13 protein-coding genes and 1 pseudogene are annotated in these 14265 nt (G+C 57.9%); 11 read left to right on the top strand and 3 right to left on the bottom strand.

What is annotated here, in order from left to right:
- Nucleotides 1–93: 93 nt before the first annotated feature.
- From ACWJJK_RS13100 to ACWJJK_RS13090, 3 genes and pseudogenes are all read left to right on the top strand, one after another.
- Nucleotides 94–1332 (top strand): hypothetical protein, encoded by a 1239-nt coding sequence (locus ACWJJK_RS13100; RefSeq protein WP_156881015.1) that lies wholly within the window; start codon nucleotides 94–96, stop codon nucleotides 1330–1332.
- 89 nt (nucleotides 1333–1421) lie between these two features.
- Nucleotides 1422–2003 (top strand): hypothetical protein, encoded by a 582-nt coding sequence (locus ACWJJK_RS13095; protein ID WP_156881014.1) that lies wholly within the window; start codon nucleotides 1422–1424, stop codon nucleotides 2001–2003.
- Between the two features lie 127 nt (nucleotides 2004–2130).
- Nucleotides 2131–2384 (top strand): annotated as a pseudogene (locus ACWJJK_RS13090) (transposase); the annotation flags it as partial.
- Between the two features lie 462 nt (nucleotides 2385–2846).
- Here ACWJJK_RS13090 and ACWJJK_RS13085 read toward each other — a convergent pair.
- The 3 genes from ACWJJK_RS13085 to soxC form a co-directional block, all read right to left on the bottom strand.
- A complete protein-coding gene (locus ACWJJK_RS13085; protein ID WP_077730119.1) occupies nucleotides 2847–3032 on the bottom strand; it encodes a hypothetical protein in 186 nt (61 codons plus the stop codon).
- Between the two features lie 335 nt (nucleotides 3033–3367).
- The gene (locus tag ACWJJK_RS13080; RefSeq protein WP_454128154.1) at nucleotides 3368–3859 is read right to left on the bottom strand and encodes a c-type cytochrome; all 492 of its coding nucleotides are present in this window, start codon (nucleotides 3857–3859) and stop codon (nucleotides 3368–3370) included.
- Nucleotides 3860–3914: 55 nt separating this feature from the next.
- Nucleotides 3915–5192: a sulfite dehydrogenase gene (soxC, locus tag ACWJJK_RS13075; protein WP_156881012.1), complete on the bottom strand. Its 1278-nt coding sequence runs from the start codon at nucleotides 5190–5192 to the stop codon at nucleotides 3915–3917.
- 327 nt (nucleotides 5193–5519) lie between these two features.
- On the opposite strand from soxC, the gene ACWJJK_RS13070 reads away from it, so the two are divergent.
- The 8 genes from ACWJJK_RS13070 (at nucleotide 5520) to ACWJJK_RS13035 (ending at nucleotide 14071) form a co-directional block, all read left to right on the top strand.
- On the top strand, nucleotides 5520–6398 hold the full coding sequence (locus tag ACWJJK_RS13070) for a hypothetical protein (protein WP_156881011.1): 879 nt from the start codon (nucleotides 5520–5522) through the stop codon (nucleotides 6396–6398).
- A gap of 45 nt (nucleotides 6399–6443) precedes the next feature.
- On the top strand, nucleotides 6444–7151 hold the full coding sequence (locus tag ACWJJK_RS13065; protein ID WP_077730123.1) for a rhomboid family intramembrane serine protease: 708 nt from the start codon (nucleotides 6444–6446) through the stop codon (nucleotides 7149–7151).
- Nucleotides 7152–7154: 3 nt separating this feature from the next.
- Nucleotides 7155–8651 (top strand): FAD-linked oxidase C-terminal domain-containing protein, encoded by a 1497-nt coding sequence (locus tag ACWJJK_RS13060; RefSeq protein ID WP_156881010.1) that lies wholly within the window; start codon nucleotides 7155–7157, stop codon nucleotides 8649–8651.
- Nucleotides 8651–9712 carry a glycolate oxidase subunit GlcE gene (glcE, locus tag ACWJJK_RS13055; protein ID WP_156881009.1) on the top strand — a complete coding sequence of 354 codons (1062 nt, stop codon included), beginning with the start codon at nucleotides 8651–8653 and terminating at the stop codon, nucleotides 9710–9712. Before ACWJJK_RS13060 ends, glcE begins: the two co-directional genes overlap by 1 nt.
- On the top strand, nucleotides 9712–10917 hold the full coding sequence (gene glcF, locus ACWJJK_RS13050; protein WP_156881008.1) for a glycolate oxidase subunit GlcF: 1206 nt from the start codon (nucleotides 9712–9714) through the stop codon (nucleotides 10915–10917). Before glcE ends, glcF begins: the two co-directional genes overlap by 1 nt.
- 133 nt (nucleotides 10918–11050) lie before the next feature.
- Complete coding sequence (locus ACWJJK_RS13045; protein ID WP_077730127.1) at nucleotides 11051–11590, top strand: hypothetical protein; 540 nt, start codon at nucleotides 11051–11053, stop codon at nucleotides 11588–11590.
- Nucleotides 11591–11706: 116 nt separating this feature from the next.
- Nucleotides 11707–13080, top strand: a complete 1374-nt coding sequence (gene miaB, locus ACWJJK_RS13040) for a tRNA (N6-isopentenyl adenosine(37)-C2)-methylthiotransferase MiaB (protein ID WP_156881007.1) — start codon at nucleotides 11707–11709, stop codon at nucleotides 13078–13080.
- 13 nt (nucleotides 13081–13093) lie between these two features.
- Nucleotides 13094–14071 (top strand): PhoH family protein, encoded by a 978-nt coding sequence (locus tag ACWJJK_RS13035; RefSeq protein WP_086135619.1) that lies wholly within the window; start codon nucleotides 13094–13096, stop codon nucleotides 14069–14071.
- The last annotated feature ends 194 nt before the right edge of the window (nucleotides 14072–14265 follow it).

Genomic DNA, 14265 nt, shown 5'->3' with positions numbered 1-14265 from the left:
GGATGATCATTGTCACTTGCTAACTTCTGGATTCCAAGCAAGTACATGCCAAAACTCGCATCGCCAGCAGCGTCTTTCCGGTAGCAGGATGATATGAAAACCATTCGTACAGTCCTTTCGCGTAAGAAGGTCGATAAGCCAGTTGGGCTTGGAGCGTTAGCCGCCACATTTGGCTTGGCGCCGCCGGTCTCCGCCTCCCAATTGTGCAAGCTTCTTTCGAAGAGAAGTTTTCACGCAAGCATTACAACGCCAAGCCCAGAGTCTCTGGGTGGTGATATTGATCTTACTATCGATGGAGACGGGAACTATCAGCTCGAGGTCCGCATGCATGATAGTGGACTGCCGAACTACTCGTTTCGGTTGGGCATATTTCTCCGGGCAGGGAATGGTATGGTGTTTGCCCTATACAGTCACGGCACGGTCCATGGGACGTTATCGTTGGGCAGCCGTGATTTCTCCGAATTGCAATCCGGTTCCAATCCCACAATTAAAGACCATTGGGCGGACTTTGCTATTGGTCAACTGGAGGTTCACAAGGAATACACCAATGACTTGCTCGAATGGGTCGAGTCGACATTCTTGGACAAAAGTCTTTTCGTCATTGGATGCGTGACCATTGGCGCGCCGGCGGCCTGTGTGATCTATGGTTCGTCACTGCTTGGCAAGCTTACCGGTATTAGACTCCCAGGAGATATCGGTTCAGCTGGTCTGCTCGCTGCAGAGGGGGGCTTCTTTCTGCTCGGTCCGTACTCGTTCATCCCGGTATTCATCGGTGGTGCGGCCGTATCGGCCGCACTGTTCAAACGACGACGCCTCCACGATTGGGAGTACGAGGCGGCATTCAGTTTGTTCCGGCATTCGCTACCCTATGAACGCATATGGATCACCAACCTTGAAGGTCGCGAGGGCCGTGCATTTGCGATGCCCGGCATGGACGGGGACTTTATCGTGGGGGTTGGTCCCTCGCGATATGAGAACTTGATAGCTGACCAGAACACTCGTATTACTTTCTTTCACGAGTTAACGCATGTTTGGCAGTGTAAACACAACTCGACTGTGAGCATCTTATGCAACGGTGCGTACGGCCGTGCCTTCGAAGCAGCGGAAGGGAAGAGCGCGCTATATGAGGTTTCCTCCTTTACCTTGCCATGGAATAGCTACAACTGGGAGCAGAAAGCTAACATAGTGGCAACCTTAGATTTTGTGAGACAAACCTGGAATTCGCTGAAACCGGACATGATAAAGGTCGGATTGATTAAAGAGGGTGACTCTTATGAATCGTTACCCGCTTGGCGTTTGATCCGGGAACACATTTTAATGGGTATAGATTAAGCGCTTCCGACACGGTGAAAGTCAGTATTTTTCATACGAATTCGCGCGTTACACGGAAGTGATTTTGAAATGATGTAAAGGAGGTCAGAATGAAAACCGTCAAAACCTCTGCGACTTTTAAAACCGATCTGATTAGCCTTGGGGATGTTGCACGATTGTGCCTTCTGGATTTTCCAGTTGCAGTGAGCGATATCATAAATACTGGCCTTAAGCCGGAAGCCCATAAATGGACCGGCCGGCTAGAAGAGGGCGATGTCTCTCTCGAATATACATTTTTGATCTGGAAAAATGGCCTGTGGAGCTTCAGCGTCAAATTGCATGACAGCGGAACGATTGCCGGAGATTTTTATGTGGTCGAAGCCACATTTTTGAAAGATCAGCATGTCGGCACCTCGATAGATGGAGGTCCACTTAAACCAGACCAGACTTTTTCAGATGAAAAGCACGGTCAGGACCGCTGGATTAAAGACAACTGGGAAACGATTATCAAATCGGGTGTCCGGATTAAGCTGACGGTCACTCCGGACATAGGGAGCGTTGTGGCTACAATCGGAATGTTTCTAACCCTTGGAACTTTAGCCATCTTCTCGGCTTCTGGAAAGCCGCACTGTATTCATTCAGACCCGGATAATCCGAACGGCGGCGTCGTAGTAGACACGGATTGCGAATAGCCGAGGCCATGATCAACGCGCCGGACGATGGAGGAAATCGGCGGTCGCGGCTTGGTCATTTCAACGGATGGGGTGTTCGGCGACAACCAATATCATCTCCGATGGCCGATCGTGAGCTTCCTCTTTTCGGGTGGTCGACGGTCTCATCGATGAACTGGATCCTGGCCCATTGGGATTGATGGCATCGACAGTGCCGTCACCGGCCTATCGCCCGGCAGGGCTCCTTAAGATATACCTCTACAGTTATCTCAATGTATTCAATCCAGTCGGCGCCTTGAGCGTGAGGCGCAACGCTACCTTGCACTTCTGTGACTGGCTGGTCGCTTTTAAGACTCTTTTGCCAATTTCCCCAAAGACAACGGCCCAGCCATTCGTCGCATCTAATCTCAGTTTGCGATGGTATGCCAGCAACTTGAGCTCGACCCAGATCGTTACGACAGTCGTCCGCTTCGCTCCTGCTGTGTCCAGATTTTTAGTGAAAGGCTGAGCATGGCAATTCGCCCTTCAAAGCAGGAAAATCGGAGGCACACTGCGCAGCATTGGAACGGATCCGGTTGCGTCGCCCAATCTGTGCGCTCTTGCCAGGGGCGTAGATTCGGAGATGATGTTTGCTGCGCTTTGGACAAAGGACTAGTGTCGGGAATCGGCGTCATATTAGTCTCTCATTTCGGATGCAGTTGCTCCGCCACGTCGGGGGACCAACCGTAACTGCGGAACGCGAGAGCGGCATAGATCGCATCGATTTTGTTCGCGGAATTGAGACCCAGCATAACGCGGCTCCTTCTCTGCTCGTCGGAAATCCTTCTGCCGGATTCTTCGGCATCATCGGCGGTCCGAATGGCGCTACCGATGCGCCTTGTGCATTCGATATTTTTGCCGATATCGCTTCGACAACCGTTGCCCGTGCTCCTCACACAAGAAACGGTGTTCGCCGGTGAGTCCGGGTACGTTCATGGGCTTTCTGAGATCATAAACCGCCGGCTTGCGGCATTGCTCGCCGACCCAGCACAAAGGGCTATGGTTATGCATGCGTCCTTTCCTCTTCTGACGAGACCAAGGAGGTAATCATGCAAAAACAGGACCATTGCCATCTATGCGAGGGGCTGGATCGGCTTATTCCGTTCGGCATTCGAGTGAACATTATGTAGGGTGGGTTAGCGGAGCGTAACCCACCGATCCGAGACTGCTCAGTGGGTTACGGCCGCGCGGCCTAACCCACCATCGATGGGTTTCGCTTCGCTCTACCCATCCTACAAAATGAATTCCTGATTGAAAGCGATTTTGAATTACAGCCTATCCAAGCAGGTCTTGAAACTCTTCGACAAGCTCGGTGCGAGCCCTGGCCTCAAGCGCCGAGAGGGTTTTTATTCCGCTTTTTCGCCGGGCCAAACCTGCACGAAACCATCCCGATTCGGCATCACGACCCGAGGCAATGTTCCCGCATTCATTTCCGCCCGTTCGTCGACAATACCGTTAATATGCAAAAGGTAAGCCGTGACCGCGTAAACCTGGTCCTCGCTTAGACTGCGGGGTGCGTCCAAGGGCATCGAGCGGCGGATGAAATCGAACAGAGTGGTTGCGTAAGGCCAATAAGTGCCGACGTTTTTGTCCGGATGAGGGCCGGTCAAAGAGCCGCCTCCGGCCAGTTCGCCAGCACTTCCGCCCATGCCTTTGGGCCCGTGGCAGGATACGCACTTCATGTCGAAGATGGCTTTGCCTTCGAGAGCCGTGCCTTTGCCTGGCGGAAGACCGGCGCCGTCGGGGAAGACGTTGATGTCCTGAGCCGCGATCTCACCGGGCGACGCGGGACGGCCCAGCTTGGGGCTTTCCGGCGCGGCGGCGACCGCGGCAGTCATGACGAACAAAAGTAGTGCCGGGGCCAACCACCGTGGCCCGCTTCGGTTACGATCGTTACGCATAGACATGGCTCACAGTGCCATCGGCGGCTACCGCCCAACTGACGATGGCGTTGTAGTGGAAATAACCGTGCCGCCCGCGTTCTGCAATGAGCGCCCGGCGCTCCGGCTGGACATAGCCGGTTTCGTCCACGGCGCGGCTTTTGAGCACCAGGGGAGAGCCGTCCCAGCGCCACGGCAGGCGGAAACGGGTAAAACATTGCGGCAAAACCGGTTCCTGCAGCGCCGCTTCCGCCCAACTGCGTCCGCCGTCGGCCGAGATGTCGACCCGCTTGATCCGGCCCCGGCCGCTCCAGGCCAAGCCGCTGATCTGGTAAAGGCCTGGACCTCGTAGATGCTGGCCGGGCGAGGGAAAGGTGATGATCGACTTCGCATCCATGACGAACGTGAATTGCCGCGCCTTGCCGGAAGGCAGCAATTCGGTGTACTTGGCGGTTTCGTTGCGGGCCATCACCGGCTGATTCGCCGCCTGCAAGCGGCGCAGCCATTTGACGCTGAGAACCGCTTCCCATCCCGGCAGTATCAGTCGCAACGGGTAACCGTTCTCCGGGCGCAAGCGTTCGCCGTTCTGATAAAGCGCGAGAATCGCGTCATCCATGGCTTTTTCGACCGGAATGCTGATGTTCATCGCGGCGGCGTCCGCGCCTTCGGCGATGAGCCAGCGGGCGTCGGGCCGCAGGCCGGCCTCGTCCAGGATGACGGCGAGCGGAACGCCGGTCCACTCGCTGCACGAGGCCAGACCATGAAAATAGCCGACGGGCGTCTGTATGGGCTCCTCGTGCCAGCCGGCATTGCTGTTGCCCCCGCATTCGACGAAGCAGAGGCGGGAGACCATCGGGTAGCGCAACAGGTCTTCGATGCCGAAAGACAGCGGATTTTCGACCAGCCCGTGAATCAATAGGCGATGTTGGTGCGGATCGATCTGCGGCACGCCATTATGGTGCCGTTCGAAATGAAGACCGTTGGGCGTGACGATGCCTTCGAGTTTATGCAGAGGGGTCCAGGAAATGCCATTGCCCGGCGCGCCGGAATTGGCCGAGATCCAGCGTATGGCCTCTTTTTCGTGAGGCGAGGGGCGGCCGTAATTGGTGAAAGGTTCGCCCGGCGTCTTCATCCAAGGCGGTTCTTCGGCCAGACCTTGGCGCATGTGCCCGACGAGTGCGGCGCCGGCGCCGAACGCCAGTCCTTTTTTCAGAAACAGCCTGCGGTCCAGCAAACCGCCACCCGCCACGGGCTGCAACAGCCCCGGCTCACGTGCCTCTTGGTCGCTCATTGCGCATCCTTTTTCGGAAGAAATCGGCTGTCGATCTTACTCCGATCGGGAGGCGCAAAGCACCACGGTTTTTCGTGGCCGCCGATCTCCGGACGCCATGTTGTCGTCGTCGGCCACGATAAGAAATTTCGCCTTTCAGGCGAGAATCAGTAAGATTCGTTCAGAAATCGAAAACCGAATGGGTGTGCGGATGCAGGACAGGATGGCCTGCGGCCGGATAAAGAATAATTTTTGATGAAACATCTATGGCTAAGGCAATACAAAAAAACAAGAAACCTGGTCAGAGCGGCCGTAGTTCAGTCGATACCGTGAAACGGGTGTCCGACGATGCGTGACTTTGCAGCCTTTATCATGCGAAGCCGGCTGCATGCGATCGCAATAGCCGGGTTGTTCGGTGTTTTGTCGCTGAAGGTGCTTCCGTTCGCCTTGCTCAGCGCTGCGGCGCTCGGTTTGGTCGCATTACGCAAAGGCTGGCTGGAAGGCGCGGTCGTGGCGATCGGTGCCGCGGTCGTGGTCGGGGCCGGCTTTTTTCTGATGGAGCTCAGGCCGGGATTGAATTTCCCGGTCGTGTTTGCGATCTGGCTGCCGCTGCTGATTTGCGCGGAAGTTTTGCGGCGCACGGAGTCCCAGGGGCTGGCGCTGCTTGTGGTGGGACTGACGGTCGGTCTGTTCGTCTTGGGAATGCATTTGGTTACCGGCGATGTGGTCGCCTTCTGGCAGTCATGGCTGAGGCGGGCTGTCGCCGCGGTGCCCGGTGCCACCGTTCAGGGGTTCGAGCGGGACGGAACCTTGCGCCTGATGAATGGTCTGATCGCCGTGCTTTACGGGATCGGCCTGATGTTCAGCCTGTTGTGCGCCCGTTGGCTGCAATCCCTGGTCTACAATCCCGGCGGATTCGGTCCCGAGTTTCAGCGTCTTCGACTGCCACGGCTCGCTTTACCGGTGGTCGTCGGCGCAATTTGGGCGTCGGGTACGGTGAGCCCGATCTTGGTCGCCGATCTCCTCATGGTCGCCGTGATGATTTATTTCTTCGCCGGATTGGCGATCGTGCACGCCCTGGTCGCCTTTCGCCGTTTGCACTGGACATGGTCGGCACCGCCGTATGTGGCTTTGATATTCGCGCCTCAATATGCCGTCGTGGGACTTGCTTTGGTCGGTGCCTTCGATGCCTTGATCGATTTTCGGACCCGAGTGAGGAAAAGGTGAGTCGGTGATGCGTCAGGCGCGCGGATTGCTAATCAGGATCGAGCGATGATTCCTTATCGGGACACCATTCCGACCCGGTATACGCCATGGATGACCTGGACGCTGATCGTGCTGAATCTGGCCGTTTTTGCCTACACCCAGTCGCTGTCCGAACAAGACTTGTACTTTTTTCTGAATTTCCATGGGCTGGTGCCGGCGCGGTATACGAATCCCGAGTGGGCGGCCAGGGTGGGGTACCCGGCCGGCGACTACACGCCGTTCGTGAGCAGTATGTTCATTCATGGCGGAGCGCTCCATCTGGTTCTCAACCTCTGGTTGCTTTGGATATTCGGAGACAACGTCGAGGACCGCATGGGGGGCGTGAGGTTTCTGGCCTTTTATCTGCTCTGCGGTTTGATTGCCGGAGCGGTGCATATTTACACCAATTCCCACTCCAATATCCCGACGATCGGAGCTTCCGGCGCCATAGCGGGTGTCATGGGGGCCTATTATTTCCTGTTTCCGTACGCTCGCGTGGTGATCTGGATGTTCTTCCTGCCCTGGTTCGTGGAGGTGCCGGCTATCGCCTTTTTGGGAATTTGGGTGATGATACAGCTTTATAAAGTCACCGTCGGTCTGCCATCCGACGAGCCTTTCGCCGATGTCGCCTGGTTCGGGCATCTCGGCGGTTTCATAGCCGGTATGTTGTCGTATCGTCTCTTTTTGCTCTCCGGACGGAAGGACGACTCGTATTACAGAAGGCATTCGACCTGATTCATGACTTATCGCGTCCATCCGTCCGAACGGATTGCCCATCGCGTCGACCGGAACCATTTTCTCTGCCTCTTGAGCGAGCATATCGAGAGAGGGCGCCTGCTGTTCGATACGGAAGATCTCCGCCCCTATGAATGCGACGGGCTTTCCGCCTATCGGGAGCTGCCTTGGATCGTCGCTTTGCCGGAAACGATAGAAGAGGTGCAAGCCGTAGTTCGGCTGTGCCGGGAGCACGGCGTGCCCGTGGTCGCGCGGGGTGCGGGTACCGGGCTTTCCGGCGGGGCCTTGCCTATCGCCAACGGCGTCTTGCTGAGCCTCGCCAAATTCAACCGGATCATCGAAATCGACCGCGCGAACCGGACCGCCCGAGTCCAGCCGGGCGTCCGCAATCTCGCCATCTCGGAAGCCGCCGCGCCTTACGGGCTTTACTACGCGCCCGATCCGTCCTCGCAGATCGCCTGCACCATCGGCGGTAACGTCGCGGAGAACTCGGGCGGCGTCCATTGTCTCAAGTACGGATTGACCGTCCATAACGTCCTCCAGGTCCGGGTCGTGACCATGGACGGCGAGCTCGTTGTGCTGGGCGGATCGGGGTACGACAGTCCAGGTTACGATCTGCTGGCGCTGATCACCGGTTCCGAGGGCTTATTGGGCGTGATCGTCGAGATTACCGTGAAGCTGCTTCCGATTCCCCCTTGCGCACAGGTGCTTTTGGCATCCTTCGACAGCGTCGAGGAGGCGGGCGGGGCGGTGGCCGCCATCATCGGCGCCGGCTTGCTTCCGGCCGGCCTCGAAATGATGGACAACATCACCATTCGGGTGGTGGAAGACTTCGTGCATGCGGGCTATCCGACCGGCGCCGCGGCGATCGTGCTCTGCGAATTCGACGGTATTGCCGAGCAGGTCGAAAGCGATCTTCTCAAGGCGCGGGAAATTTTCCGGGCGGAAGGCGCGACCGAGGTCCGTCAATCGACCAGCGAGGCCGAGCGCAAGACATTCTGGGCGGGCCGCAAGGCGGCATTTCCGGCGGCTGGGCGCATTTCTCCCGATTATTACTGCATGGACGGCACGATTCCGCGCAAGCGTTTGCCCGAAGTATTGCGCCGGATTTCGGAACTCTCGGCGCAATACGGGCTGGTCGTCGGCAATGTGTTTCATGCCGGCGACGGCAATCTGCATCCGCTCATCTTGTACGACGCCAACAATCCCGGAGAGTTGGAGCGCGTCGAAGAGCTGGGCGGAAAAATCCTGGAGGCTTGCGTCGAGGTCGGCGGGACCATTACCGGCGAACACGGCGTCGGGATCGAAAAGATCAATCAGATGTGCGTTCAGTTCCGGGCCGCTGAACTGGCGCAATTCCACTCGGTCAAAGCGGCTTTCGATCCCGCCGGGCTGCTCAATCCTGGAAAAGCGGTTCCGACCCTGCACCGGTGCGCCGAATTCGGCGCGATGCACGTTCATCGCGGACGTGTCGCTCATCCCGAGCTGGAACGTTTCTGATGGACGCCGATCTCAGTGAGAGTCTTCGTCAATCCGTAGCGGAGGCGACGGATTCCGGAACGCCGCTCACGATCGTCGGCAGCGGGAGCAAGACCTTTTATGGCAGACCGTCGTCCGGCAGCGTGCTGGGAACGGCCGGACACGCCGGAGTCCTGCGCTACGAGCCGACCGAGTTGGTGCTGACCGTGCGCTGCGGTACGCGGCTGTCCGACATTGAATCCGTTCTGGCCGAGTGCGGCCAGATGCTGCCTTTCGAACCGCCTCATCTCGGCGAGAACGCAACCCTGGGAGGCACGCTGGCCTGCGGATTTTCCGGTCCCCGTCGGCCTTTCGCGGGCTCAGCGCGCGATTGCATGCTGGGTTGCAGGATCCTGAACGGCAAGGGCGAAATGCTTTCGTTCGGCGGCGAAGTCATGAAAAACGTCGCCGGTTTCGACATTTCAAGGCTCATGGTAGGCGCCATGGGCACGTTGGGCGTGATCCTGGAGGCGTCGCTCAAAGTGTCGCCCAAACCCGAGCGCGAGTTGACCGTGTGTTTCGAACGGAGCATCGAAGAAGCCTTGAACACCATGAATCTGTGGTGTTCCCAGCCGTGGCCGCTGTCCGGATTGGCCTATGACGGCAGCCGAATCTATGCGCGGTTGTCGGGTTCGGACCGGGCCGTCGATGCCGTATACCGAAAATTCGGCGGCGACGTTTGCGCCGAGGGGGACGAGTTCTGGCGGGACTTGCGCGAGCAGCGTCACGAATTCTTCCGCGCCGACGGCAACCTTTGGCGGATATCCCTGGCACCGGCCACCCCGGCTCTGGATTTGCCGGGTACGTGGTTCTACGACTGGGGCGGCGCGCTGCGCTGGCTGAAGACCGGCGCTCCGTCGGAGAACGTATTCCGGGCGGCGGAAGCGGCCGCCGGTCATGCGAGCTTGTTTCGAGGTCGATCCGGCGACGGGCGGGTGTTTCAGCCATTGCCGAACGGTTTGAAAGCTTTGCATGCGAGTCTGAAGCGGGCCTTCGATCCCATGGGCTTGTTCAACCCCGCACGGCTTTACGAGGACCTCTGATGCAAACCAGGCTGGCCGATTTCGTCAAAGACACGCCCGATGGTCGGGAAGCTGACGCGATTCTCAGAAATTGCGTGCATTGCGGATTCTGTACGGCCACGTGCCCGACCTACCAGCTTTTGGGGGATGAACTGGACGGTCCGCGCGGCCGCATTTATCTGCTGAAACAGATGTTGGAAGGACAGCCGGTCACGGCCAAGACGCAATTGCACCTGGACCGCTGCCTGACCTGCCGGGCTTGCGAAACGACCTGCCCGTCCGGCGTTCGGTACGGCAGGCTGGCCGATATCGGGCGGGGAATCCTCGAGGAGAAAGTCCGGCGTCCCTGGCTGCAACGCGTTCAGCGGCTGGCTCTGCGCAAGCTGATGCCGTATCCCGAGCGCTTCGGCCTGCTCGTGGGGCTTGCCAGGCTGGCTCGGCCCGTGCTGCCGGCGGCGGTCCGTGCCAAGATCCCCCCCAAGACTTGGAGCCCGGCGTGGCCGCCCGCGAGACATGCCCGCAGGGTGCTGATCCTGAAAGGTTGCGTGCAACCAGTGATGGCACCGGCCGTCGACGCCGCCGCCGCGAATGTCCTGGACAGAATCGGCATCAGCGCGATCCGCGTCCAGGGCAGCGGCTGCTGCGGAGCACTGAGCCATCACCTGGCGGCACACGAGGAAGGCGCGGCGTTCATGCGGCGCAACATAGACGCCCTGTGGCCGCATATCGAACGGGGGGCGGAGGCGATCGTCAGCACCGCCAGCGGCTGCGGGGTGATGCTCAAGGAATATGCCGGCGTGCTCAAGCACGACCCAGGGTACGCCGCGAAGGCCGAACGCATCTCCGCGCTGGCGAAGGATATCGGCGAGGTCTTGGCCGGCGAGGACTTGTCCCCGCTCAGGAGATCGAATGAACGCCGAATCGCGTTCCATTCGCCCTGCACGCTCCAGCACGGCCAGAAATTGAGCGGATTGGTCGAAAGCCTGCTGTCGGGATTGGGGTTCGAGCTGACTCCCGTCGACCAGCCCCATCTCTGCTGCGGTTCGGCCGGAACGTACTCGTTGCTGCAGCCGGAGCTTTCCCGGCGGCTTTTGGTCGAGAAAATCCGAGGTCTCGAACAAGGCCGGCCGGAGTGCATCGCGACCGCCAACATAGGCTGCTGGGCTCATTTGCGGTCCAGGGCCAAGGTGCCGGTCCGTCACTGGATCGAATTGCTTCAGCCGTAATTCCGCAACTTTCGTCGCGACGCTGACCTCTTGACAAGCTCGATTGTCGAATGCTAAACCGACGCCGATATCAAGAAATGAATTGTTTCCTTCATGTAGCGAGTTGTGTCAATCAGCAATCAGGAGGACGGTCATGAAGCGTATGTACTATCTCACCAGTAATCTCGACAGCACCGAGCAGATTTCGAACGATATGCACCAGGCAGGCATTACCGACTGGCATTTTCATGTCGTCAGCAAAGACGAGGCAGGCCTTTACCGACGTCATATACACGCTGCAAATCTCATTCAAAAACATGACGTTATCCGATCCGGCGAACGCGGGGCGGTGATAGGCGGCATCGTTGCATTGTTAGCTACGGCGTATGTTATGGCCGCTGAGCCCTTCGGATCGGACGTCAGCGGCTTGGTCTATGTTGCGATCTTCGGCTTCATCACGCTCTTCGGAGCCTGGGTAGGCGGTTTGAGCGGCTTGGCTACGGAGAATCACGCCATAGCCCAGTACCACGACGACATTAACGCCGGGAAATATCTGATCATGATCGACGTGCGCCGCGACCAGGAGGAGAGCGTCCGCTCGCTGATGGCGGAAAAGCATCCGGAAGCACGGCTGATGCGGGTGGGCTCGACTTTCGTCAATCCGTTCGAGTTTGCCAAAACGACACCTGCCTGAATTATTAATCCTTTACGCTTGGCCCTCGGTATTCACGCGATACTAGGTCGTTTGGAACAAACGATCGGTGGCTAATTTTGGTAAAATTTGGCCACCGATCCGTTTTCCTGCCGAGAATGACCCAAAAACTTTTCATAGAAACCATTGGTTGCCAAATGAATGAGTACGATTCCGCGAAGATGCGCGACGTACTCCATGCTTCCCATGGCTTCGAGCTGACCAACGACCCCGAGGAAGCCGATGTCTTGCTGCTGAATACCTGTTCAGTCCGGGAAAAGGCACAAGAAAAGGTTTTTTCGGAATTGGGACGCTGGCGCCCGCTCAAGGACAAGAAACCCGGCGTCGTCATAGGCGTCGGCGGTTGTGTCGCCAGCCAGGAAGGGGAGGCCTTGCAGCGGCGCGCCCCCTATGTCGATATGGTTTTCGGTCCGCAGACCCTGCATAGGCTGCCGGAGCTGCTGGACAAAGTAAGAAAGGATAGAGCGCCCGCCATCGATGTTTCTTTCCCGGAGATCGAAAAGTTCGATGCGCTTCCGGAGCCGCGCGCGGAAGGACCCAAAGCCTTTGTCTCGATCATGGAAGGGTGCAGCAAATATTGTACGTTTTGTGTCGTACCTTACACGCGGGGCGAAGAGATCAGCCGTCCTTTGGACGACGTGATCGCGGAAATCGTCGCTTTGACGGAGCAGGGCGTGCGCGAGGTGGTGTTGTTGGGACAGAACGTCAATGCGTACCGAGGTGTGATGGCCGACGGCGAAATCGCCGATTTTGCTTTGCTGCTGAATTACGTGGCTGCGATCGACGGTATAGAGCGCATTCGATTCACCACGTCTCACCCGGTGGAATTTACCGACAGTCTAATCGAAGCTTACGCGGAAATTCCAAAACTGGCAGACCATTTGCATCTCCCCGTACAAAGCGGCAGCAACCGAGTTTTGAGCTTGATGAAACGCGGACATACCCGCGAAGAGTACATCGAGAAAATCCAGAGGCTGCGGGAGGTCAGACCCAACCTCAGTTTGTCGTCGGATTTTATCGTCGGATTTCCCGGCGAAACCGAACAGGACTTCGAAGAGACCATGGATATGATAGAAACTCTGGGTTTCGATCATTCTTACAGCTTTATTTACAGTCCCCGTCCCGGTACGCCGGCGGCCGAAATGACAGACGATGTGCCCATGACGGTGAAAAAGGAACGCTTGGCCCGGTTGCAGACGAGAATCAACGAAATGTCGGCGGAAATTTCCCTCGGCATGGTCAATACGGTGCAGCGTATATTGGTCGAGGGCCTTTCGAAAAAGGATTACGCTCAACTGAGCGGACGTACCGAGAACAACCGGGTAGTCAATTTCTCGGGCCCGTCGAAGCTAACCGGTCAATTTCTGGATGTCCTGATCGTCGAAGCACTGCCCAACTCGCTGCGGGGCAGATGGGTAAACACCTCGGCTCCCGATTTTTCAACCCACGAGACCAGCGGTCTCACCGCATAACTTGCTTAATCATCTGAACTCCTTGCATCTCACTTTAGAACCCGCCGACAACGAGCGGCTGGCCAGTTTGTGTGGCCAATTCGATGAACATCTGCGCCAGATCGAAAGACGGCTGGGCGTGGAGATCGCCAACCGCGGCAATCAGTTCGAAATCATAGGCTCCGGCAAACCGGTGCAGGCCGCGTACAAAGTGCTTCAAAGCCTGTTCGATGCGACCTCGCACGAGGTGATGACGCCCGAGCGCGTCCATCTGTCCTTGCAGGACTCCAATATCGCCGCCATGCTGGAAAGTGCCGGCGACGAGGTCGAACCGCTCGCCATCCGAACCAAGCGTGGCGCGATCAAGCCGAAAGGCGCCAATCAGCAGCGTTATCTCAAGAATATCCAGAGCCACGATATCAACTTCGGCGTCGGCCCCGCCGGAACGGGCAAGACCTATCTGGCCGTGGCTTGTGCCGTTGCCGCCTTGGAACGGGACGAAGTCAGGCGCCTGATTCTCGCGCGTCCGGCGGTCGAAGCCGGCGAGAAGTTGGGCTTCTTGCCGGGCGACATGGCGCAAAAGGTGGATCCTTATTTGCGGCCCTTGTACGACGCTCTCTACGAAATGCTGGGTTTCGAGCGGGTGGCCAAGCTCATCGAGCGCAACGTGATCGAGGTGGCGCCTCTCGCGTTCATGCGCGGACGCACCTTGAACGAGTCGTTCATCATCCTGGACGAGGCGCAGAACACGACCGTCGAGCAGATCAAGATGTTTCTGACGCGGGTGGGGTTCGGTTCCAAGGCCGTGATCACCGGCGACATTACCCAGATCGACCTGCCACGCAACAAGGAATCGGGGCTAAGACATGTCTTGGAGGTCTTGCGCGATGTCGAAGGCATCAGCTTTACCTTCTTTACGTCTCAGGACGTCGTGCGCCATCCTCTGGTGCAACGTATCGTCGCCGCTTACGAGGCCTACGAGCGAGCGAATGTGACCGATCGATCAGCATGATCCTAGAAACGGCAGTTGACCGCTTCGATGCATCAGAAAAGTCCAATGAATTATAAGTGTCCAACCGTGTACCGATCTCACCTGTTCGGTGAAACCACTACGCGCGCGATTGCACGGCGGACGGGCCGCCTGGCGGCGTTGCTCCTTCTTGTGGGGGACGGCCCCACGGCGGCGTCGCGCCTTGCCATCCGGCC

The organism is Methylocaldum gracile (assembly GCF_053646815.1).
The sequence above is the reverse complement of the archived record's forward strand: the minus strand, read 5'-3'. Positions and strand labels throughout refer to the sequence as shown.

Excerpts from the sequence above, each read along its gene's own strand:
- ACWJJK_RS13100 (WP_156881015.1), top strand. The coding sequence starts at position 94 with ATGAAAACCATTCGTACAGTCCTTTCGCGTAAGAAGGTCGATAAGCCA.
- ACWJJK_RS13095 (WP_156881014.1), top strand. The coding sequence starts at position 1,422 with ATGAAAACCGTCAAAACCTCTGCGACTTTTAAAACCGATCTGATTAGC.
- ACWJJK_RS13085 (WP_077730119.1), bottom strand. The coding sequence starts at position 3,032 with ATGCATAACCATAGCCCTTTGTGCTGGGTCGGCGAGCAATGCCGCAAG.
- ACWJJK_RS13080 (WP_454128154.1), bottom strand. The coding sequence starts at position 3,859 with ATGACTGCCGCGGTCGCCGCCGCGCCGGAAAGCCCCAAGCTGGGCCGT.
- soxC (WP_156881012.1), bottom strand. The coding sequence starts at position 5,192 with ATGAGCGACCAAGAGGCACGTGAGCCGGGGCTGTTGCAGCCCGTGGCG.
- ACWJJK_RS13070 (WP_156881011.1), top strand. The coding sequence starts at position 5,520 with ATGCGTGACTTTGCAGCCTTTATCATGCGAAGCCGGCTGCATGCGATC.
- ACWJJK_RS13065 (WP_077730123.1), top strand. The coding sequence starts at position 6,444 with ATGATTCCTTATCGGGACACCATTCCGACCCGGTATACGCCATGGATG.
- ACWJJK_RS13060 (WP_156881010.1), top strand. The coding sequence starts at position 7,155 with ATGACTTATCGCGTCCATCCGTCCGAACGGATTGCCCATCGCGTCGAC.
- glcE (WP_156881009.1), top strand. The coding sequence starts at position 8,651 with ATGGACGCCGATCTCAGTGAGAGTCTTCGTCAATCCGTAGCGGAGGCG.
- glcF (WP_156881008.1), top strand. The coding sequence starts at position 9,712 with ATGCAAACCAGGCTGGCCGATTTCGTCAAAGACACGCCCGATGGTCGG.
- ACWJJK_RS13045 (WP_077730127.1), top strand. The coding sequence starts at position 11,051 with ATGAAGCGTATGTACTATCTCACCAGTAATCTCGACAGCACCGAGCAG.
- miaB (WP_156881007.1), top strand. The coding sequence starts at position 11,707 with ATGACCCAAAAACTTTTCATAGAAACCATTGGTTGCCAAATGAATGAG.